Genomic DNA, 18,971 nt, shown 5'->3' with positions numbered 1-18,971 from the left:
GGTCAGCAAAATGACGGAACTCGACATTGCCGCCATCACTCCGGAGACGTACCGGGCGATGTACGCCTTCACCGCCACCGCCGCCGACGGCCTCGACGGACGGATCGCCGCCCTGGTCAAGGTGCGGGTGTCCCAGCTCAACGGCTGCTCGTACTGCGTGGACCTGCACGTGCGGGAGGCCCAGGCACTGGGCGTGGACGACCGGGCACTGCACGGACTGGCAGCTTGGCGGCGTACCCCCGCATTCGAGGAGCGGGAGCGCGCCGCCCTGGCCCTGGCGGAAGCGGTGACCACGGCCGTCGGCGAAGCCGGCGTGCCGGAGAGGGCACTGACCGCGGCCGGCGAGTGGTTCCAGCCCACCGAACTCGCCCAACTGCTCTGGACGATCGCCGCGGTCAACGCCTGGAACCGCATCGCCTCGGCTACCGGCCTGACGCCCTCGCCCGCCGCCGTGATCAGTCAGGCTTCCGCGCACTGACGCCGATCATCGCCCTCGGCACGCCGACGTCGGCCATGGCTCTCGGCACGCCGACGTCGGCCACCACCTTCCGCGCACTGACGTCGGCCATGGCTCTCGGCACGCCGACGTCGGCCACCACCTTCCGCGCACTGACGCTGATCATCACCTGGGAGAGCCAGACGTTGCCCGGGTCGGCGAGCGCCACCAGGGCGGCGTCCACGTCGGCGGCCGTCGCGTAACCGCTCCCGAGCATCGCCGGGCGCAGGTGCCGCAGCCAGAGGACGTACCACTGCGCGGCCGGCGTGCCACCCCGCACCACGTGCGCGTTGCCGCGCGCCTGGATGTCGGCCAGCCCCGCCGCGCCGGCCAGTTCGAGATTGCGCAGACCGCAGCTGCGGTCGTAGCCGGCGTCGGCCATCACCCGGTAGGCGGCCTCCTTGACCCGGCTCAGGAACCCCGCCTCCCCCTCCTGCGGATGACTGAACAGCGATGCGACGTCGGTATCCTCGATCAGCAGGACACCGCCCGGCCGCAGGGCGCGGGCCATCGCCGCGACGACCCGGCGGCGCTGCGGCAGGTGCTGCAGGACCAGACGGGCATGCACCAGGTCGAACCGGTCCGCCGGCAACGGATCGGCCGCGAGGTCGTGCCGGCACACCTCGACGCCCGGACCGTCCGGATCGGACTCCCGGTCGAGCGCGGCGGCGAGGCGCTCCGGGTACAGGTCGGTGGCGACCACCCGGCCGGTGGGGCCGACCATCCCGGCCAGGGCGCGGGCCACCGAACCCCGGCCGGCGCCGAGCTCCAGACAGGTCCATCCGGGGGCGACGCCGATCTCGGCGAGTCGCCCGATCGTGATGCCGTCCCAGAGCTGTTCCCCCAGCGCGAGACGGACGTCCTCGTCGGGAAAGTCGGTATCGAAGACATAACCAGGATCCACAGTGCTATAAGGCATGTGAGCGTTTTATCCGAAATGAGGGTTTATGTCGAGATACCACTGGGCTCTCACGCATCCGGGAATCAGCCGGATCCGCGCCGCCGTCCAACCCGTCCGCGCCCAGGTGACCGCCCACCCCATCTACCACCGTCTCACCACCAGGTCAGCGGTCGCCGCCTTCGCCGAACAGCACGTCTACGCCGTCTGGGACTTCATGTCCCTGCTCAAGAGCCTGCAGATCGACCTCACCGGGGTACGCCTGCCGTGGCGCCCCCAGGGCAGCCCGGTCGTCCGACGGCTGATCAACGACATCGTGCTGGCCGAGGAGAGCGACGAGATCAACGGCGAGTACCTCAGCCACTTCGAGTTGTACCGGCGCGCCATGACCGGGCTCGGCGCGGACACCGGCCCCCTCGACAGGTTCATCGCGGCCCTCGACGAGGGCGTCTACGTACCCGAAGCCTTGCACCTGGCAGCCGTACCACCCGCCGCCACCGACTTCGTCACCGACACCTGGCAGATGATCCACGACCTGCCGGTGCACTCCCGGGCAGCCGTCTTCGCCTTCGGCCGCGAAGACCTCATCCCCGACATGTTCGCCGACCTGCTAGCCACGGACGCCGACCCGCGCACCGCGGACTTCCGCACCTACCTGTCCCGCCACGTCGAACTCGACGAGGAACACCACACCCCGATGGCCATGCAGATGCTCGTCGACCTGTGCGCCGACGACGACAAGCGCTGGCGCGAATGCGCCGACGCGGCACAACGGGCATTGCACGCCCGGCTCCGCCTCTGGAACGCGATCCTGCCCACGCTGGGAGACCCGAAATGACCTTCCTCCGGTACGCCACGACGCTACTCACCGCGGTCCTGCTGTTCCCGCAGTCGACCCCGGCCCAGGCAGCCCCCACAACGTCACCGACGACGACGGCAGCCGCACCGGCAGGTCCGACACCCACGCCAACGGTCTTCTTCACCCGACCCACACCGACCGCGAAGCCCAAGCCGACGCACACCCAGACGCACACCCCGAAGCCCGAACCCACTCCCCCGGCTTCCCCAGCCTCCCCGACCTCCCTACACTCCCCGGCCTCCCCAGCCTCCCCAGCCTCCCCAGCCTCCCCAACCTCCCCAGCCTCCCTGGCCTCCCCAGCCTCCCTGGCTTCCCCGACTTCCCCGGCCCCGCGGGCACCCCATCCGGCGGCCGCCACCGGCAGGGTCACCGTCTTCGCCACCGAACTGACAGCGGTCAAGGTCTACGACAGCCCCACCGGCTGCACCCGCCTGGGAATGGCCTCCCACGTCCTGGTCAATTTGACCGACCGTCCCGTAAAGGTCCACGCCGACCCGTTCTGTACCACGCCCGGCCTGACCGTCAAGCCCGGCTACGGCTCCCACGTCCCACCCGCAGCCGGCAGCTTCTCCGTCCTCTGACCGCTCCCCCACCCGCCACCCCCACAAACCCTCCGCTCACCCAGCCCGCACCCCACCCGCTCACCCAGCCCGCGCCCCACCCGCTCACCCAGCCCCACCCGCTCACCCAGCCCGCACCCCCACCCGCTCAACCCTTCCGGGCGGCACGCGCACCCATGCCCGCGCTTGGGTGCGCCCACCACGTGGCAGTCCCAACCCGGGCGGTGAACGCCCCCAATCAAGCCCAACCCAAGCGGCGAACGCACCCGACCAAGCCCTCAACCCAGCGGTAAGCGCACCCGACCAAGCCCAACCCAAGCGATGAGCGCACCCGACCAAGCCCAACCCAGGCGGTAAGCGCACCCGACCAAGCAATTGGGGGCGCCCACCGCCCCAAACCGAATGGCGACGGCTCCCAAAAACATGATCGGGGACGCTCACCATCCCGTAGCTCCCCCTCGAGCGCCACCGGCACCCGATCAAGCGAACGCGGGCCATCCCCGCCCCAAACGGGAAGGCGACAGTCCCCGACCACTTGATCGGGAACGCTCACCACCCCACACCACCAACCCAAGCGCCACCAGCACCCGATCAAGCAAACGCGGGCGGCCACCGCCCCAATCGGGAGGGCACCCGCACCCAACCCCTTGATCGGGAGCACCCACCACCCACTTCGGCCAGACCGCAACGACGAAGCGGCAACAGCGGTAACGACCGAGGCACCAGTACTGGCACCGCACCGCACCGCACCGCACCGCACCGCACCGCACCGCACCGCACCGCACCGCACCGCACCGCACCGCACCGCACCGCACCGCACCGCACCGATCATGCACATGGGTGCGCTCACCGCCCCAAAGGGAACGGCGACGGCACTACCCGCTCGATCGCGGGCGCTCACCATCCCGCAGCTCCGGCTCAAGCGGCACCAGCACCCGATCAAGCGAACGCGGGCCATCCCCGCCCCAAACGGGAAGGCGACAGTCCCCGACCACTTGATCGGGAACGCTCATCACCCCGCAGCTCCCACTCGAGCGCCACCAGCACCCGATCAAGCGAACGGGCAAGGACACCACCCCAAACGGGGCGGTAACCGCACCCAACCCCTTGATCGGGTGCAACCATCACCCACTCCGGCCCCGGCTCCGGCCCCGGCTCCGGCCCCGGCCCCGGCGGCAACGGCAACGGCAACGGCAACGGCAACGGCAACGGCGGCAACGCCCGACGGGCGACGTCGATACGTCGATACGTCGATACGTCGATACGTCGATACGTCGATACGTCAGATTTCATCGCTATGCCCGAGCTGGTCGAGATCCACGCGGACGAATCCGACCCGCAGCCCGATCCGCGCCGGGTGGAGATCGCGCTGCGGCGCGCTCCCGCCGCCCGCCAGGAACCCGCGGCGATCATCGAGGAGGCGCGTCGAGTTCCCGGCCTTCGATTCCCTGACCCTGGACGTGACGCTCTGACCCCAGCGCACGGCCTGGCCCAGCCAGCGCACGCACTGAAGCAACCGGCTTGCCGACGGGGCGTTTCCCTGTCGGCAAGCCGGCGAAGCGTGATTCGGTCAGGCGGCCTGGCGGACCAGACCGCCGTAGGCGTGGGTTGTCACGGTGACAGGTGGCGAAGCGTGATTCGGTCAGGCGGTCTGGTGGACCAGGCTGGGACGCAGCGCCGGGGCGGCGGCGCGCTCACGGCCCGGCAGGTAGCGGGCCAGGGCCGCGGCGCGGACGCTCGCCTCGCCCGCCTCGCGGCGCAGGCTGTCGCGGACGGCCATGGCGAGTTGGGCGTCGTGCCACGCCGACTCCTCGGCCTCGGTCGCCTGCTCGAACATGTGCCGGCGGACCGCGGCGGTCGCCATCTGCAGGACCAGTTCCTGCTCCACCGGGTGCAGCATCGGGTTCCAGCCGCCTTCGCCGGCCGCCAGGTCGACCAGCACAGTGGACGGCAGGTCGCCCCGGTCGACGGCCTTCGCGGCGGCGCGGTGCAGGAACTTCTCGTTCTCCGCGTACACCGAGGGGGTCTGCAGGAAGTGCGGGGAACGGAAGGCGGTCGCCGCCCGGGTGCGGGCCAGCTGCTTCTCGGCGTCCTGCCAGGCCTGCCACGCCTCGGCGGCGTACTCCTCGGACTGCGCCCAGAACTCCTGCCAGTTGCGGGCGGAGTCGCCGGCCCGCCCGGCCGCCACGTGGACCTCCCCGGCGAACCGGCGGGCGTCGACGGCCTCGGTGCGGCGGGCCGCCCGCGACGAACGCTGCGCTGCCGGCCGGGTGCGGCGTGGCTTGCGTGGCTGCGAACCGCCGCTCAGTGTCAGGGCGGTCAGGAACAGCACCGCCAGCACGGCATGCGAGGTCATCGCGGCTACGAGCTTCTTCGCCAGCACCTTCACGATCAGGGAATCCTCACTCGCTCGGTCCCGGCCGGTGGCTCGGCCAGGAACTTCGTCCCGGCCAGTGACGTGACCGGGGACTTCGTCCCGGCCGGTGTGACCTGGCTGGGAACGTCGTCCCGGCCGGTGAGGTGGCCGGAGTCTCGGTCCCGGCCGATGGCGTGGCCGGAAAACGGGGTGCACGGGAACTTCCCGCGGTGAGCATCACGGAAACGAGAAATCCACAACTGTCCGTTCGACCGTACCGGTCCGGAGCGGATCCCTCATCCCAAGCACGGCGTGACGTGAATTATGTTGCCGATCGCACACCCGCCGTGATCGCCCCAGATCAGCCCGCCCTGACCGACATGCCCAGCGCCTCGGCGAGGTCGACGGCCTGCTCGGCGGTGATGACCGCGCCGCGCAGCTCCACCTCCCGCGGATCGAAAGCGGTCAGGACGCTCCCCCGCAGGTCAGTGCCGGTGAAGTCGGCCCCGCGCAGGTCGGCGCCGCCCAGATCCACGTCCCGGAACATCGCGCCGGCACAGTGGGCACCACTCAGCCCGACCCGGCGCATGGTCACCCCGGTGAAGTCGGCGGTGCTCAGGTCCGCCCCGGCGAGTGTGCTGCCGGTCCAGTCGCCGCCGCTGACCTGCATCCCGGTGTACGAGCACCGGTCGAACCGGCCGTCCACCACGGTGCACTCGTCGAGCGTCGTGTCGAAGAAGTTGCACCCCTGGAACACGCACCCGTCGAAGACCACCCGGGTCATGGCCGCCGCGTTGAACCGGACCCCGCGGAACGTGCAGTCGGTGAACCGGAACCCGTCGATCGCCACCTCACGCAGGTCGTCGCCGTCGAACGTGGCTCCGGCGCACTCGTCCACCCCGGCCAGATGCGGCCACACGTCAGTCATCGTCGGCTGATCAGTCCCAGTCACGTCCCCGCCCCGTCTCGATCGTCCCGGCGACCCTATCCAGCCATCCTCGACAGAGCCGGAGCGGAGAACGGAAAGTCCTAGACACGTTTCTTGGTCAGGGCGCGAAGCCCATCCGCGTGGTGACTTCGGGCGCGCTGGACGCCCGCTGATCATGGCGATGTCCCGGTGGCCGAGGCCGGTCAGGTGCCGGGTGACGGAGCGTCCACCGGCCCCGTTGGTGGCGCCGACGAGCGGGACGTCCTCCGGGAACTCGGTGGCCGGGTCGAGGACCACGAACGGGATGCCGCGGGCCCGCAGCCGGTCCTGTTCTCCGTCGGAGAGCTGGGCGACCGCGATCAGGCAGTCGGGGCGGCGGGCGATGGTGACCGGCTTCGTCAAGAAAGATCCGCAGACGAGTAGTCGAACCAGTCGAAGTGCATCGTGCCGGAGGCCGCGTACATGCCGATCACCCGCCCGGTGAACCCGCCGGCCACCTCGGTCGACAGGTACCGCCCGTCGAGCCGGGCCAAAGCGTGGAACTCCCCGTCCGCGGTCTCGTACCCGAGGTGCAGTTCGTCGGGCCCGCGGGTCGGTGACCAGTCGCCGGTCGTGGCGAGCACGTCGACGCGGAGCACGACCGGCCCGTCCGGTAGGGGCACGGAGTCCACGGTGTGCCGGATCGACCCGATGCGGGCGGTGACCTCGATACTGCCCGCCCCGGCCGTGACGTCGTAGTGGTGCTGTTCGTCGAGGCGGACGGCCAGACCGCCGCGGCCACCGGTGGTGTCGGCGCTCACGCGTACCCGGCAGGAGGGGTGTTGCTGCCGTCGGCCGACGAAGGTCACGTCGGGTTCGTCGGGGGACGCTCCGCGCGCGTGCAGGGTGAGCCAGCCGAGGCGGTCGCTCGTGGACCAGCTCGACTCCGGTCGGGACCGCACCGACACCCAGCGCGGGTGCAGGTCGGCGCTGTCGAAGTCGTCGCGGGCCGGCTCCGGGGCGGGCGGTTTCAGCGGCCACGGCACGGTCGACTCGGTGGCCAGCTCGCCGACGACCGGCCAGCCGTCCACCCAGGTCACCGATGTCAGAAAGGTCTCTCTGCCGAGGACGTGCCAGCCGGGGGTGCCGCCGCCGGGGCGTACCCCGAGCAGCACCATCCACCAGGAGCCGTCCGGGCCTTGGACCAGGTCGGCGTGGCCGGTGTTCTGGATCGGCCGGTCGGTGCCGCGGTGGGTGAGGATCGGGTTGGCCGGGCAGGGCTCGAACGGGCCGTCCGGTGAGGTGGCGCGGGCGATCGAGACGGCGTGCCCGCGTTCGGTGCCGCCCTCGGCGATCAGCAGGTACCAGTGGTCGCCGATCCGGTAGAGGTGCGGCGCCTCCGGGGCCTGCGCACGGTGGCCGCCGGACCACAGTCGGCGGGGTTCGCCGAAGGTCTCGCCGGTGGCCGGGTCGACCCGGACCTGGTAGACGCCCGCCCCGGTCAGCCAGCAGGTGCCGTCGTCGTCCCAGGCCAGGTCGGGGTCGATGCCGCCGGCCTCGCCGCGGACCGGTTCGGACCACGGGCCGGCCGGGTCGTCGGCGGTCACGATCAGCGCGCCCTGGCCGGGCGTGACGTTGGTGGTGATCAGCCAGAACCGGCCGTCGTGGTGGCGCAGGGTGGGCGCGTAGACGCCGCCGGACGCGGGTGTCTGCGGGGGCAGGTGGAGCTGGGACGGCCGGTCCAGAGCGTTGCCGATCTGCTCCCAGTGCACCAGGTCGCGGCTGTGCAGGATCGGGACGCCGGGGAAGTACTCGAAGCTGGAGCAGGCGAGGTAGTAGTCGTCGCCGACTCGGCAGACGCTCGGGTCCGGGAACATCCCGGGGATCACGGGGTTGACGAAGCCGGGCATGCGCCGATTCAACCATCGGTTTCGATCAACCACCATGCCGCGTCTCCGCCGCTCATCGGAGCGTCTCCCACCGGTGCCCCACGATCGGGGTTCGCATGGGTCGATGTTGTCGTTTATCGGCCGGACCACCGGATTCCACAGTGGTTGGTAGCATCCGAAAATTATTTCCGCCCCGGCATGGAGCGACTTGTGAACGATCACAGCAGGCCCCGATACGGCCCGCTACAGCACGACGATCCCCGGCAGATCGGCGCGTACGAGGTGATCGGACGCCTGGGCTCCGGCGGCATGGGTGTCGTCTACCTGGCGCGCGACCGCACCGGACGGCAGGTCGCCGTGAAGGTCGTCCACGCTGTAGCGGCCTCTGACCCGGTGTTCCGCAGCCGCTTCCGCGACGAGGTCGCCAGCGCCCGGCAGGTGCCCCCGTTCTGCACCGCCGAGGTTCTCGACGCCGACCCGGACGCGCCGCACCCCTACCTGGTCGTCGAGTACGTCGACGGTCCCACCCTGGGTGAAGCGGTCCGCACGAACGGACCGCTGACCGCGGCGAACCTGCACGGACTGGCGATCGGCGTGGCCACCGCGCTCGCCGCCATCCACGGCGCCGGCGTCATCCACCGCGACCTCAAACCGGGAAACGTGCTGCTCGCCCCGGGCTCCCCCAAGGTGATCGACTTCGGGATCGCCCGCGCTCTGGAGGAGGTGCAGAACCGGCACACCCGGACCGGCATCTACATGGGCACGATCAACTACATGGCGCCGGAACGGTTCGACGGGCCTGCCACCGCGATCACCCCGGCCGCCGACATCTTCGCCTGGGGATGCGTGGTCGCGTTCGCCGGCACCGGGAAGGCGCCGTTCGAGGCCGGCTCCCCGATGGCGACCATGGCCCGGATCATCAGCCGGCCGCCCGACCTGGCCGGCCTGCCCGACGGACCGCTGCGCCGCATCGTCGAGCAGGCCCTGTCGCCGGATCCGGCCCGGCGGCCGACCGCCCAGGAACTGCTCGCCCGCCTGCTGGGCAGCGGGTCGGCCGAGGCGTTCGCCGGTCAGCCGGACCTGCGCAGTGCCGCCATGGAGGTGGGTGTTCCGCGGCTGGAGGTGCCGACCGGTCCGACCGAACCGTCCCGTCCGCCGCGGCCGGCTCGCTCCCGGTGGGCCATGCCGGTTCTGGTCGGTGCGGTGGTGGTGCTCCTGCTGGCGCTGGGTGGCGCGGTCGGGCTGATCGTGAACAGCCGGCGACCGGTGGCTCAGCCCGGCGCCCTGCCGCCGCCGGCGCCCGCCTCTTCTTCTTCGCCCTCGCTGCCACCTTCGCCGTCGGCCTCCCCGTCGCGGTCCGCCACGAGCGTCCCGCCCTCACCGGCCGCCACCACCGCGCCCTCGAAGAAGAAGAACAAGACGAACAAGACGACAGCGCCGGCGGACACCGACGGACTGCCGCCGATCAAGGCGGCCGCGGTGAAGGACAAGAGCTACGGGCCGTTCTTCGTCCAGAACGCGACGACCGGCTTCTGCATCGACCTGCCGGACTTCGGGCCGGGCACCCCGGACGGGCCGGTCCGGCAGGACGTGTGTCACCCGACGTTCGAGGACAACCAGGAGTTCCGGTTCGTCCCACGTGGCACCGACGGGTCCGGCGACCAGCTGTACTGGATCCGCAACGCCGTCGACAGCCTGTGCCTGGACGTGCCCGGCGCGGGGACCGTCGAGCACGGCACCCCGGTCACCGAGACGTACTGCGTCGAGGACGACAACCAGGACTACCGGCTGGAGTTCCGGTTCACCTCACAGGGCCGGCGGTACCACCGGATCGTCAACGCGGCGTCCGGCCTCTGCCTGGACGTGTTCGGCACCGGTGACGGCGGCCCGGCGACCGGCCTCACCCTGGCCACCTGCGTCACCGGCGACGATCACGAGTGGGCCCTGATCACGAAGTCGCGGTTCTGACTCAGACCATGCCGCCGTTGGCGTAGACGGTCTGCGCGTTGACCCAGCGGCCCGGACCGGCCAGGAAGGCGACCACCTCGGCGATATCCTCGGGCGCGCCGAGCCGGTGCATCGGGTTCATCTTCGCCATCCGGTCGATGGTCGCCTCGTCCTTGCCGTCGAGGAACAGGTCGGTGGCGGTCGGGCCGGGCGCCACCGCGTTGACCGTGATGTCCCGGCCGGCCAGTTCCTTGGCCAGCACCAGGCTGATCGCGTCGACGGCACCCTTGCTCGCCGCGTACGGCGCGTAGCCGGCCAGGCCCAGCTTCTTGACCGAGGTCGACAGGTTGATGATCGCGCCGCCACCGCGGACGTGCCGGGCGGCCTGCTGGTTGACGACGAACGTGCCGCGGATGTTGGTCCGGTGCATGCGGTCCAGCACGGCCAGATCGAAGTCGGCCACCGGCGCCAGCGCCATCATCCCGGCCGAGTGCACGACGACGTCGACCCCACCGAAACGGTCGGTGGTCTCGGTGAACAGCGCGGCCACCTCGGTCTCTTCGGCGACGTCCGCACCGTACGCGAAAGCCTCCCCGCCGTTGTCCTTGATCTCGGTGACGACCGCCTCGGCGGCGTCCTTGTTGCCCGCGTAGCCGACGACGACGGACTGGCCGGCGGCGGCGAGCCGGAGCGCGATGGAGCGCCCGATGCCGCGGGAAGCGCCGGTCACGATGGCGACTCTGGTGGTCATGTCGAACTCCTTGTTCTCATCGCTCACGTGTTTTCGTGATCTGCGCTCACAGTATCAGGCTTTTGGTAGCATCGCTAACATGGTTGGTGATCGCCGCTCCGTCATCGAGTCCGTGGCACTGGAGCTGCTCGACTCCGGCGGCCCGGCCGCCCTCACCACCCGGGCGGTCTGCGCCGGCGCCGGCGTGCAGCCGATGACGATCTACCGGCTGTACGGCGACATGGAAGGACTCATGACCGCCGCGGTCCGGCGCGGGTACGACGCGTACATCCGGGCCAAGACCGACCGCGAACGCCACGAGGACCCCGTCGAGGACCTGCGGTCCGGCTGGGACCTGCACGTGGGATTCGGGCTGGCCCACCCGCACGTCTATGCCCAGATCTACGGCCGCTACGCCCCCGACCAGGAGAACCCGGCCGCCGACGCGGCCGCCGCCATCCTGCGCAGCCTGCTGGAACGGGCGGCCCGGCACGGACGCCTGACCCGCGACGTGGAGACGGCGGCGCACATCATCCACAGTGCGGGCTGCGGGTTCACGCTGTCCCAGATGCGGGTGCCTGCGGCGGACCGCGACCCGGGGCTGTCCACGGTGGCCCGGGAGGCGGCGCTCGCTGCGGTGACCACCGACGGGGCGACTGCCGGATCGCCGGTGCGGACGGCAGCGGTGGCCCTGGCTGCGGCGATCGACGAGGGGGATCCGCGGTTCAGCGCGGGCGAGCGGCTGCTGTTGACCGAGTGGTTGGCGCGCCTGAGTTGATTAGGATGGCCACTACCGCAGGTGTATGCGAGGAGGTGATCACGGTGCATCCGATCTAGCGACAGCCCCGGAACGGGGCGTCACGGAGCCGGAAGGTGCCCGTTTCCATGAGTAGGACCGACAAGACCCGGCCGTGGTGGGTGCAGCTCACCGATGCGCCGGGGCGAACCTGTATGCCCCAGCACGACCACCGTTTCGGGCCGTGCACCCTGCCCGATGAGATCACTCCCACGCGTCCGCTGCTCGGCGTCCGTCGGCAGGGCTGCCGCTGGGAGGGCACGGCCGCCTACTGGGTACGCCGTTGCGAGAGTCACGGCGTCCGCGAGTCGCAGCTCATCTGCCGCACCGACCGGCGCCGCGATCGCCACCGGAGCCGTTACGACCTGCGCGAACAGCTCAGTCGCCGCCGAGGCGCCAATCCGCCGGCCTGAGCCCGTCCCGGAGCCGAGCCCGTCCGTCCGCCCGTCCGTCCGCCCGCCCGTCTGCCCGTCCGTCCGTCCTCAAAGCCGAACCCGGGGACGGAACCGGGCACCATCCCGGGACCTGAGCCTCATCGCAACCCCGGTTCGCAGCTCACCAACTCCAGCCGTAGCCCACGGCTGCCTCCGGACCACATCTGAACCGTGGCCGACGGCTCGCTCTCCCCCGCCGTCGGCCACGGTCGCCCCGCCCTCACAAATCAGCCGTGGCCGACGGCTCCACACCTCCCGGCCGTCGGCCACGGCTGAATCCGAGCCGCTCAAGAGCCGTGTGCGACGGCTCCGGTCTCCTCAGCCGTCGCACACGGCTCCCTCACACCGCCCCAACAACCCTGAACGACGGCTGTCCCTCCCGAGCCGTCGCACACGGCTCGTTCGCGTTGCCCGGACAGCCGTGGACGACGGCTGGGTCTGCGGTGACGGATGATCCAGCGGGACGGGGCGAAGCGCGGACGGCGGCGTCACCACGTCGGGCCGGCTGACCGCAGCGCGCGTTCCACCACCGTGACATGGGTGTTGGTGGTGGCAGCCGCGCGGCGTACCAGAAAAGCGGTGTTGATCGGCGGGTCGGCCGGCTCGTCGAGCAGGATCAGCGCACCGGAGGCCAGGTCCGCCTCGCACAGGTAGCGGGGCAGCACCGACCAGCCCGCGCCCGCCACCACCGCCGCCCGCACCGCCCGCAGGTCGGGGATCACCAGGGCGGGGCGGCGGGTCAGGCGGCGCCCGAAGACGTGCCGCCAGTACCGGCGGACGATCGGCACGTCCTCGGCGTAGGCGATCAGCGGCGCCCGGTCCACGTCGAGCGCCGTGGACGCCACCAGCACGAACTCCTCGTCGGCGAGGGGTTCGGCGAGCAGGGTGCGCCCGCGCGGGCGGATCGCCGAGATCACCAGGTCGTACCGTCCCCGGGTCAGGCCGTCGAGGAGATCGTCGGCCAGTCCGCTGGTGACGCGCAGGCGCACGCCCTGGGTGATCAGGGGCGCGAGCGCGGGTACGACCCGCGCCGCCAACAGTTCGGCGGGCCCGGCCAGGTGCACCGGTTCCGGCGGGGTCTCCGCCGACGGGCCGGTCACCAGCGCCAGGTCGTCGAGGGGCCCGGCGATCCGGGCGGCCAGGTCGTCGGCGACGGTGGTGGGGCGCACGCCGCGGGCCATCCGCTGGAAGAGTTGGCGTCCCCAGCGCTGTTCGAGGGCCTGGATCTGGCCGGTGACGGTGGGCTGGGACAGGCCGAGCGCGCGGGCGCCCGCGGTGATCGACCCGGCCCGGTAGACCGCGAGAAAAGTCCGCAGCAGATCGAGGCTGCCATCGGGATTCTGATCGGTCACAGCGGGAATCCTATTGGGTGTCTGATGATCATCCGACCTAGCCTGAGGTCGGTAGACACCCGGAATCCGGTAGAGGAGTACCCACGATGGCCAAGATCCTGTTTGTGATGAGCGGCGCCGACCACTGGACGTTGAACGACGGCAGCAAGCACCCCACCGGATACTGGGCGGAGGAGTTCGCGGTGCCGTTCGAGAAGGTCACCGCGGCCGGGCACAGTGTCGAGGTGGCGACGCCGGGCGGGGTGGCCCCGACCGTCGACAAGGCGAGCCTCGACGGCGGGGACGCCCCGGTCGTGCCGCCCGCGATCGACCTGGCGGGCGTGAACCTCGACGGTTACGACGCGGTCTTCTACCCCGGTGGGCACGGCCCGATGGAGGACCTGGCCGTCGACGCTGCCTCGGCGAAGCTGGTCGACCGGGCCCTGACCGACGGCAAGCCGCTCGCCCTGGTCTGCCACGGCGTCGCCGCCCTGCTCCCGGCCACCCCGGAGCTGATCGACGGCCGCCGGGTGACGGCGTTCAGCAACGAGGAGGAGACCGCGGCCGGGCTCGCCGCCAAGGCGCCGTGGCTGCTCGAGGACCGGCTGGTGGCGCTCGGTGCCGATTATGCCGCCGGGCCGGCCTGGCAGTCGCACGTGATCGCCGACGGCACGCTGATCACGGGGCAGAACCCGGGTTCGTCCGCGGCCGTCGCCGACGAGCTGCTGCTGGCCCTGCGCGCCTGAACCGGAGCGCGGCCGTCCCGCATGGAACGATGCAGGCGTGAGTTCCCCGTCCGCCGCCGGCCGCCCCCGTTCCGGCGCCCGGCGGCTGCCCTCCGCGAGCGCCCGTGAGGAGATCCTCGACGCGGCCGCCGAACTGTTCGCCCGGCACGGTTACGCCGCCACCTCGACCCGCATGATCGCCGAGATGGTCGGGGTGCGGCAGGCCTCGCTGTACTACCACTTCACCATGAAGGAGCAGATCCTCGCCGATCTCCTGGAGTCGACGGTCCGGCCGTCGCTGGAGTTCGCCGCGGCCCTGGAGAAGCGCGGTCTTCCCCCCGGTGAGGCGTTGCGGGAGCTGGTCGAATACGACGTCGGGGTGCTGCTCGGAGCCCGCTGGAACGTGGGTGTCCTCTACGCCCTGCCGGAGACGGCGTCCGAGCCGTTCCATCGGTTCCGCGCCGAACGCGACCAGCTCCGCGGCGTGTACCGCACGCTCACCGCGCAGGCGACCACCCGGCCGCAAGGCGAGGCCGCGGTGCTCGGCGACCTCGTGTTCGGCCTGGTGGAGAGCGTGATCGGGATGCGCCGCGACCTGCCCGACCGGCCGGCCCCCGATCAGCTCCGGCTCAGCGTCGCGGCGGCGGCTCTGCGCATGATCTCTTGAGTACGCCGTGAGCACGCGCGACAGGCGACCGGGGTCAGGCCCCGTCCCACGCCTCGATCACGTCGACGATCTCCGGGAACGTCTCGACGGCCGCCGTCACGTGGATCGGGTCGAACTCGTCGAGCCGCCGCACCCCGCTCTGTAGGCAGGCGATGAACCGGATGCCCGCGCCACCGGCCGCCACCGCGTCCCCCGGCGAGTCCCCGACGTAGACGCAGTCCCCCGGCGCCAGCCCCGTCTCGGCGAGAAGCTCGTCGAAGGCCCGCGGATCCGGTTTGCGGAACCGGCTGTTGCCCTGGTGATATGCCCCGGTGACCCGCCCGGCCAGCACGTGGTCCGCCGCCAGCAGGTGTTCGATCTCCACCTCGGTCCGCGAGCTCAGCAACATCACGGTCCGCCCGGCCAGGACGAACCGGTCCAGGGCCGCGAGGTTCTCCGGCGGGATCACATCCAGCCGGCCGTCGGCGAGGTATTCCTGGTGGGCGATCGGGAACAGCGCGGCGAACCGGTCGAGGTCGAGCCCCGGCGACCGGTGCGGCATCGCGTCCAGCAGCACCTCGCCCCAGGTGCTCAGGTGCACGGCCCGCGACATGGGCGGCCGTCCCATCCGGGCGAGCACGTCGTTCTCCAGTGCGAACGAGGCGGCCTCGGTGAGACACAACGTGTCGTCCACATCCACGATCACAGCCTTGACCACGGCCGAAGCCTAGCCCCTGTCCGTCAGGCGGCAGGAGCGAGGCGCAGCCCGGCCGCCCCTGGACAGGGCTATTCGTCGACGGCGGTGTACCGGCCGAACTCCTCGTCGTCCTCGTCCTGCTCGTCGGAGATGTCGACCTCGACGCCCGGAAGCTCGTCGACCAACCGCTGGGCCAGTTCCGGCGAGACGAAGTGGTGGCTGACATCCAGGCGTTCCAGGTGGGTCAACGGCTGGCCCGCGAGCAGCGCCTCGACGCCCTCGTCCCCGAGGGTGCCCATCGACAGGTCGAGCACCGTGAGCTTGGCGACCACCGGGGCGGACGCCACCGCCGCGGCGACCTGGTCCTGGATCTCCGAGTTGCGCAGGCCCAGGTGTGTCAGGGCCGGGAACGGACGGCCGGACAGGATCGGCGCCAGGTCGTCGACGGTGGTCTCACCGCCGTACTCCGCGATGCCCAGCCACAGGTCCAGTTCCTCCAGGGCGGGCAGGTCGCAGGCGCCGACCGCCCGGACCACGGTGACCGGCAGGCCCCCGGACTGGAAGGACAGCTCCCGCAGGTTCTCGTGGCGCACCGGCGTCAGTGCCAGGCCGTCCGAGCCGCGGACCCACAGACACTCGAGGCGGGGGAAGGCGGTCAGCAGCGGCGTGACGTCGACCTGTTTGATCCAGGAGATCTCGCACTCCTCGCTGGACATGTCCCCGGCGAAGACGGCCCGCAGGTTCGGCAACCGGTCCACGTTGTCGAGTAACAACTCGATCGGGAACCGCTCCTCCATCGCGCCGCCCCAGTTCCCGAAGATCAGCGCGGTGGGGCCGGCCGGGCCGGTCCGCTCCAGGATCTCGGCGAAGAGCTCCGGAATCCGGTCGGCCTCCCCGTAACCGGCGCTGAACCGCCAGGCCACCGCGGCCGGGTCGTCCGGGGCGGCACTCTCGTCCTCGACGTCCCGGACCGGCAGGCCCGCGAACGTCTCCAGGTCGCCGTCGATGTCCATCAGACCTCCTCGATCGGCGTGACGGTATCAGTGGTCACTCGCCGACCGTGGTGTAGGCCGCCGGGCTGGAAGGCCAGCTCCCGCAGCGTCTCGAACTCGTCGCCGCCGTCGTAGTCATCCATGCTCGCTCGATCCCATTCTGGCGCTCGCCGCCACCGTCTCCTCGGTCTCGGTGCGGCGGCGGTCCTCGTACACCGCAAAAGCTTCTGCCGGATCGCCGTGCTCGCGCAGGGAAACGGCCAGGGCCACCGCGTCCTCGAGGGCCATCGACGCGCCCTGCGCGGCGGCCGGGACCGCCGCATGCGCGGCGTCACCGGCCAGGACCATCCGGTCGCCGTGCCAGCGCGGGGTGGTCGGAATGTCGTGGGAGTCGCTGCCGACCACACCGGTGCCGGCGGCGATCAGCGCGCGGGCCGGGGTGGCATCGTCGCCGCATTTCTCCAACGCCAGGTCACGCCACTGCTCCGGGCTCAGACCCGCGGCCGGTGCGGCCCCGCGCAGGCGCGCGAACCACCAGGTCCGGCCGTCGCCGGCGGGCACGGTGACCCCGAAGAAGGCCTGACTGCCCCGGATCATGTGGTACGCGTTCTCGTCGAGCCCGGCCGGGTTGCCCGGGGTGCACCCGTAGACGACGTGCTGCCCGGAATATCGCGGCTGGGGCGCGTCCGGGTCGATGAGCCGGCGGGTCGGCGAGTGGATGCCGTCCGCCCCGACCAGCACGTCACCACGAACCCGGCTGCCGTCCGCGAACACGGCCTCCACCCCGTCGCCGTGCGAGGCTGCGGTGGTCAGACGTCTGCCGTGGTGCACCGGGATGCCCCGCTCGACCGCGAGCTCCTGCAACGCCCGGTAGAGCGCGGCCCGCGTGAGCGTGCGCGCCGGGCCCTCGATCGGCCGGTGCCCGAGCCGAGCGCCGCTCTCGTCGAGCAGCGCCACCGCGTCCGCCGGAAACGACACCGCCGTCACGGCCTCGGTCGCGCCGATCTCCTCGAGCGCCGCCATCCCGTTGCGCATCACGGTGAGGAACGCCCCGGCATCCGCGCCACCGGACGTGTGCGCCTCGAACACCTCGGCACGGATCCCGGCCCGTTGCAGAGCGAGCGCCGTCGCGGTCCCCGCGACACCCCCACCCACAATGATCACTTCACGTACCGCCATGCGCGACACCCTAACCGCGACGTCCGACAATCTCGGCGATCCAGATCGGAGCGTAGGGTGAGGTGCAGCCCGGCGGTGTCGGATAGTCCTTGAGCACCCCGAGCCGCTCACCGATCGCCAGGGCCCGGTCGCGCTGCTCCGGATGCTCGATACCGATCTGGGCCAGGCAGTGGTTCATCGCCCACTGCAGACGCACCGGAGCACTCGCCATCTCCGCCTCGACGACGTCGAGAAGCACGGTCAGGTCGAGCCCGTCCGGCTTCTTGGCCACCCGGTCGACGGTCAGCGCCCAGCCGGCACTCGCCACCACCGGATCCGGGTCGGCGAGCCAGAGCACCCGCAGTTCCTCGACGTGCACACTCTTCTTCACCACGTAGTTCACCAGCCAGTCGTGCACCTTCGGCACCCGTGCCTGGCGCAGCATCGCGTCGAGCTCGTCCCGGCTGAACGCTTTCGGACGACTGATCAGGATCGCCAGCAGCCGGGCGGCGGTGTCGCCGGTCCGCCAGAGCTCCGCCGCGAGTTCCGGCCGCACCTTCAGCCGTTTGGCCACCGCCCGCAGTCTCGTCAGGTTGACGCCGTGATCGTCACCGTGCCGCTCGTTGACCGCGCGCACCTTCGGATCCTCGAGAGCGGCCAGCTCAGCCAGCACTTCCCCGACCGTCTCCCCCATGACAACCATCGTCCGAGGGTACGCGCAAAGCACAGTCCCGAGGCCCCCGAGCACCACGGGTCCGCTACGTCGAATCATGGATCGCCCAAGGCGCACAGGTGGTGCGACTCGACATCTCGACCTGCGAAAGAGTTGCGGTCACGAGCCCTCACACCGGTCAGCTCAACGCCGTGCCTGCCGGGGGACCGCAGGCACCCGCGGGGCCGAGGGACCGCGTTACCTGCCCGCCTGTGCCGTGTCGCCCGGTTACGATCGAATAGTCGACGAGGTCGAGAGAAGTATGGCCCATGTGAACTGCTTGCCGGAGTTCAATCCGAGGACCGGGCTCCTCCCACCGGGTCGATATGCGGCCTCCCTGGATGACCTGCATGCAAGGTTGGTGCTGTCCACCGATTCCACGACGCGACGGGAAATCTGGAAAGAATGGGATGCTCATCGCACGATACTGGGAGCCCTGACAGGGGAGATCACTCGCATGTGGGTCGGCGGTAGCTTCGTCAGTGAGGAGCCGGAGCCCAGCGATGTGGACGTGACTTACCTGCTGCGGGCGGAGGCATTCGACCGCCTGGATGCGGCGACGGTGACCGACCTCGACGATTTGACGCTACGTGGCTGGTGCGTGGCCCGCGGCATGCGGGTCGATTCTTACCTGGTCCGGCTTCCCGAGCACCGGCCGGTGTCGCAGATGATCACCAGCATGATGAGTCAGTCTGATGCCGCCTCGTACCGGGACATCGGACTCTACGACGAGGTCTGGCAACGGGTAAAACCTACCGCCGTGACCGAAACGCCGGGCCTGCTTCGCCGGGGATATGTGGAGGTGCTGCTGTGACACCGATGGCCCCGGTCCCGGAAT

20 protein-coding genes are annotated in these 18,971 nt (G+C 71.0%); 8 read left to right on the top strand and 12 right to left on the bottom strand.

The annotated features are described in order from the left end of the window. Nucleotides 1–10 precede the first annotated feature (10 nt). Entirely contained in the window at nt 11–478 is a 468-nt protein-coding gene (locus QSK32_RS28455) for a carboxymuconolactone decarboxylase family protein (RefSeq protein ID WP_285473655.1), read from the top strand. Here QSK32_RS28455 and QSK32_RS28450 read toward each other — a convergent pair. Continuing rightward, on the bottom strand, nt 456–1,415 hold the full coding sequence (locus QSK32_RS28450) for a class I SAM-dependent methyltransferase (protein WP_285473654.1): 960 nt from the start codon (nt 1,413–1,415) through the stop codon (nt 456–458). The genes QSK32_RS28455 and QSK32_RS28450 overlap by 23 nt on opposite strands. Nucleotides 1,416–1,443: 28 nt before the next feature. On the opposite strand from QSK32_RS28450, the gene QSK32_RS28445 reads away from it, so the two are divergent. Then, nucleotides 1,444–2,232 (top strand): DUF3050 domain-containing protein, encoded by a 789-nt coding sequence (locus tag QSK32_RS28445; protein ID WP_045744394.1) that lies wholly within the window; start codon nt 1,444–1,446, stop codon nt 2,230–2,232. A 1,863-nt stretch (nt 2,233–4,095) separates the two neighbouring features. Here QSK32_RS28445 and QSK32_RS28440 read toward each other — a convergent pair. The 4 genes from QSK32_RS28440 to QSK32_RS28425 form a co-directional block, all read right to left on the bottom strand. Then, nucleotides 4,096–4,317, bottom strand: coding sequence for a hypothetical protein (locus QSK32_RS28440; RefSeq protein WP_285473653.1), 222 nt, complete (start codon nt 4,315–4,317; stop codon nt 4,096–4,098). A 138-nt stretch (nt 4,318–4,455) separates the two neighbouring features. Continuing rightward, the gene (locus tag QSK32_RS28435) at nt 4,456–5,202 is read right to left on the bottom strand and encodes a hypothetical protein (protein ID WP_285473652.1); all 747 of its coding nucleotides are present in this window, start codon (nt 5,200–5,202) and stop codon (nt 4,456–4,458) included. 328 nt (nt 5,203–5,530) lie between these two features. Further along, entirely contained in the window at nt 5,531–6,097 is a 567-nt protein-coding gene (locus QSK32_RS28430; RefSeq protein ID WP_285473651.1) for a pentapeptide repeat-containing protein, read from the bottom strand. A gap of 398 nt (nt 6,098–6,495) precedes the next feature. Continuing rightward, nucleotides 6,496–7,986: a glycoside hydrolase family 43 protein gene (locus QSK32_RS28425; RefSeq protein ID WP_285473650.1), complete on the bottom strand. Its 1,491-nt coding sequence runs from the start codon at nt 7,984–7,986 to the stop codon at nt 6,496–6,498. A 189-nt stretch (nt 7,987–8,175) separates the two neighbouring features. Here QSK32_RS28425 and QSK32_RS28420 point away from each other — a divergent pair, with 189 nt between their 5' ends. Next, nucleotides 8,176–9,933 (top strand): protein kinase domain-containing protein, encoded by a 1,758-nt coding sequence (locus QSK32_RS28420; protein ID WP_285473649.1) that lies wholly within the window; start codon nt 8,176–8,178, stop codon nt 9,931–9,933. 1 nt (nt 9,934) lies between these two features. On the opposite strand, the gene QSK32_RS28415 is transcribed toward QSK32_RS28420, so the two are convergent. Beyond that, nucleotides 9,935–10,663, bottom strand: a complete 729-nt coding sequence (locus QSK32_RS28415; RefSeq protein ID WP_285473648.1) for an SDR family oxidoreductase — start codon at nt 10,661–10,663, stop codon at nt 9,935–9,937. Between the two features lie 79 nt (nt 10,664–10,742). Between QSK32_RS28415 and QSK32_RS28410 the strand changes: the two genes are divergently transcribed. Further along, complete coding sequence (locus QSK32_RS28410) at nt 10,743–11,420, top strand: TetR/AcrR family transcriptional regulator (RefSeq protein WP_285473647.1); 678 nt, start codon at nt 10,743–10,745, stop codon at nt 11,418–11,420. Nucleotides 11,421–11,527: 107 nt separating this feature from the next. Next, nucleotides 11,528–11,851, top strand: coding sequence for a hypothetical protein (locus tag QSK32_RS28405; protein ID WP_285473646.1), 324 nt, complete (start codon nt 11,528–11,530; stop codon nt 11,849–11,851). Between the two features lie 509 nt (nt 11,852–12,360). Here the strand turns inward: QSK32_RS28405 and QSK32_RS28400 are convergent. Beyond that, complete coding sequence (locus QSK32_RS28400; RefSeq protein WP_045746587.1) at nt 12,361–13,224, bottom strand: LysR family transcriptional regulator; 864 nt, start codon at nt 13,222–13,224, stop codon at nt 12,361–12,363. Between the two features lie 86 nt (nt 13,225–13,310). Here QSK32_RS28400 and QSK32_RS28395 point away from each other — a divergent pair, with 86 nt between their 5' ends. Together QSK32_RS28395 and QSK32_RS28390 are read left to right on the top strand one after the other, a co-directional pair. After that, complete coding sequence (locus tag QSK32_RS28395; protein ID WP_285473645.1) at nt 13,311–13,949, top strand: type 1 glutamine amidotransferase domain-containing protein; 639 nt, start codon at nt 13,311–13,313, stop codon at nt 13,947–13,949. 37 nt (nt 13,950–13,986) lie between these two features. Further along, the gene (locus tag QSK32_RS28390; protein WP_052721042.1) at nt 13,987–14,595 is read left to right on the top strand and encodes a TetR/AcrR family transcriptional regulator; all 609 of its coding nucleotides are present in this window, start codon (nt 13,987–13,989) and stop codon (nt 14,593–14,595) included. Between the two features lie 34 nt (nt 14,596–14,629). Here QSK32_RS28390 and QSK32_RS28385 read toward each other — a convergent pair whose 3' ends face one another. From QSK32_RS28385 to QSK32_RS28365, 5 genes are all read right to left on the bottom strand, one after another. Further along, a complete protein-coding gene (locus QSK32_RS28385) occupies nt 14,630–15,292 on the bottom strand; it encodes an HAD family hydrolase (RefSeq protein WP_245674232.1) in 663 nt (220 codons plus the stop codon). 68 nt (nt 15,293–15,360) lie between these two features. After that, nucleotides 15,361–16,284, bottom strand: a complete 924-nt coding sequence (locus QSK32_RS28380) for an STM4015 family protein (RefSeq protein ID WP_285473644.1) — start codon at nt 16,282–16,284, stop codon at nt 15,361–15,363. After that, nucleotides 16,284–16,406 carry a hypothetical protein gene (locus tag QSK32_RS28375; RefSeq protein WP_285473643.1) on the bottom strand — a complete coding sequence of 41 codons (123 nt, stop codon included), beginning with the start codon at nt 16,404–16,406 and terminating at the stop codon, nt 16,284–16,286. The genes QSK32_RS28380 and QSK32_RS28375 overlap by 1 nt, the downstream gene beginning before the upstream one ends. Further along, nucleotides 16,399–17,442: an FAD-dependent monooxygenase gene (locus QSK32_RS28370; RefSeq protein WP_285473642.1), complete on the bottom strand. Its 1,044-nt coding sequence runs from the start codon at nt 17,440–17,442 to the stop codon at nt 16,399–16,401. The genes QSK32_RS28375 and QSK32_RS28370 overlap by 8 nt, the downstream gene beginning before the upstream one ends. A 10-nt stretch (nt 17,443–17,452) precedes the next feature. Beyond that, nucleotides 17,453–18,124, bottom strand: coding sequence for a DNA alkylation repair protein (locus tag QSK32_RS28365; RefSeq protein WP_245674231.1), 672 nt, complete (start codon nt 18,122–18,124; stop codon nt 17,453–17,455). On the opposite strand from QSK32_RS28365, the gene QSK32_RS45770 reads away from it, so the two are divergent. Beyond that, a complete protein-coding gene (locus tag QSK32_RS45770; RefSeq protein WP_502872563.1) occupies nt 18,114–18,947 on the top strand; it encodes a DUF6932 family protein in 834 nt (277 codons plus the stop codon). The genes QSK32_RS28365 and QSK32_RS45770 overlap by 11 nt on opposite strands. Nucleotides 18,948–18,971 lie beyond the last annotated feature (24 nt).

The sequence above is a fragment of the Actinoplanes sp. NBRC 101535 genome, assembly GCF_030269225.1.
GTDB classification, from domain to species: Bacteria; Actinomycetota; Actinomycetes; order Mycobacteriales; family Micromonosporaceae; genus Actinoplanes; species Actinoplanes rectilineatus.
This window is presented reverse-complemented; position numbering and strand designations above follow the sequence as displayed.

Bases quoted from the DNA above. Each gene is read 5' to 3' on its own strand.
- QSK32_RS28395 (WP_285473645.1), top strand. From the start codon at position 13,311: ATGGCCAAGATCCTGTTTGTGATGAGCGGCGCCGACCACTGGACGTTG.
- QSK32_RS28425 (WP_285473650.1), bottom strand. From the start codon at position 7,986: ATGCCCGGCTTCGTCAACCCCGTGATCCCCGGGATGTTCCCGGACCCG.
- QSK32_RS28455 (WP_285473655.1), top strand. From the start codon at position 11: ATGACGGAACTCGACATTGCCGCCATCACTCCGGAGACGTACCGGGCG.
- QSK32_RS28380 (WP_285473644.1), bottom strand. From the start codon at position 16,284: ATGGACATCGACGGCGACCTGGAGACGTTCGCGGGCCTGCCGGTCCGG.
- QSK32_RS28445 (WP_045744394.1), top strand. From the start codon at position 1,444: ATGTCGAGATACCACTGGGCTCTCACGCATCCGGGAATCAGCCGGATC.
- QSK32_RS28370 (WP_285473642.1), bottom strand. From the start codon at position 17,442: ATGGCGGTACGTGAAGTGATCATTGTGGGTGGGGGTGTCGCGGGGACC.
- QSK32_RS28365 (WP_245674231.1), bottom strand. From the start codon at position 18,124: ATGGTTGTCATGGGGGAGACGGTCGGGGAAGTGCTGGCTGAGCTGGCC.
- QSK32_RS28410 (WP_285473647.1), top strand. From the start codon at position 10,743: ATGGTTGGTGATCGCCGCTCCGTCATCGAGTCCGTGGCACTGGAGCTG.
- QSK32_RS45770 (WP_502872563.1), top strand. From the start codon at position 18,114: ATGACAACCATCGTCCGAGGGTACGCGCAAAGCACAGTCCCGAGGCCC.
- QSK32_RS28405 (WP_285473646.1), top strand. From the start codon at position 11,528: ATGAGTAGGACCGACAAGACCCGGCCGTGGTGGGTGCAGCTCACCGAT.
- QSK32_RS28430 (WP_285473651.1), bottom strand. From the start codon at position 6,097: ATGACTGACGTGTGGCCGCATCTGGCCGGGGTGGACGAGTGCGCCGGA.
- QSK32_RS28375 (WP_285473643.1), bottom strand. From the start codon at position 16,406: ATGGATGACTACGACGGCGGCGACGAGTTCGAGACGCTGCGGGAGCTG.
- QSK32_RS28450 (WP_285473654.1), bottom strand. From the start codon at position 1,415: ATGCCTTATAGCACTGTGGATCCTGGTTATGTCTTCGATACCGACTTT.
- QSK32_RS28415 (WP_285473648.1), bottom strand. From the start codon at position 10,663: ATGACCACCAGAGTCGCCATCGTGACCGGCGCTTCCCGCGGCATCGGG.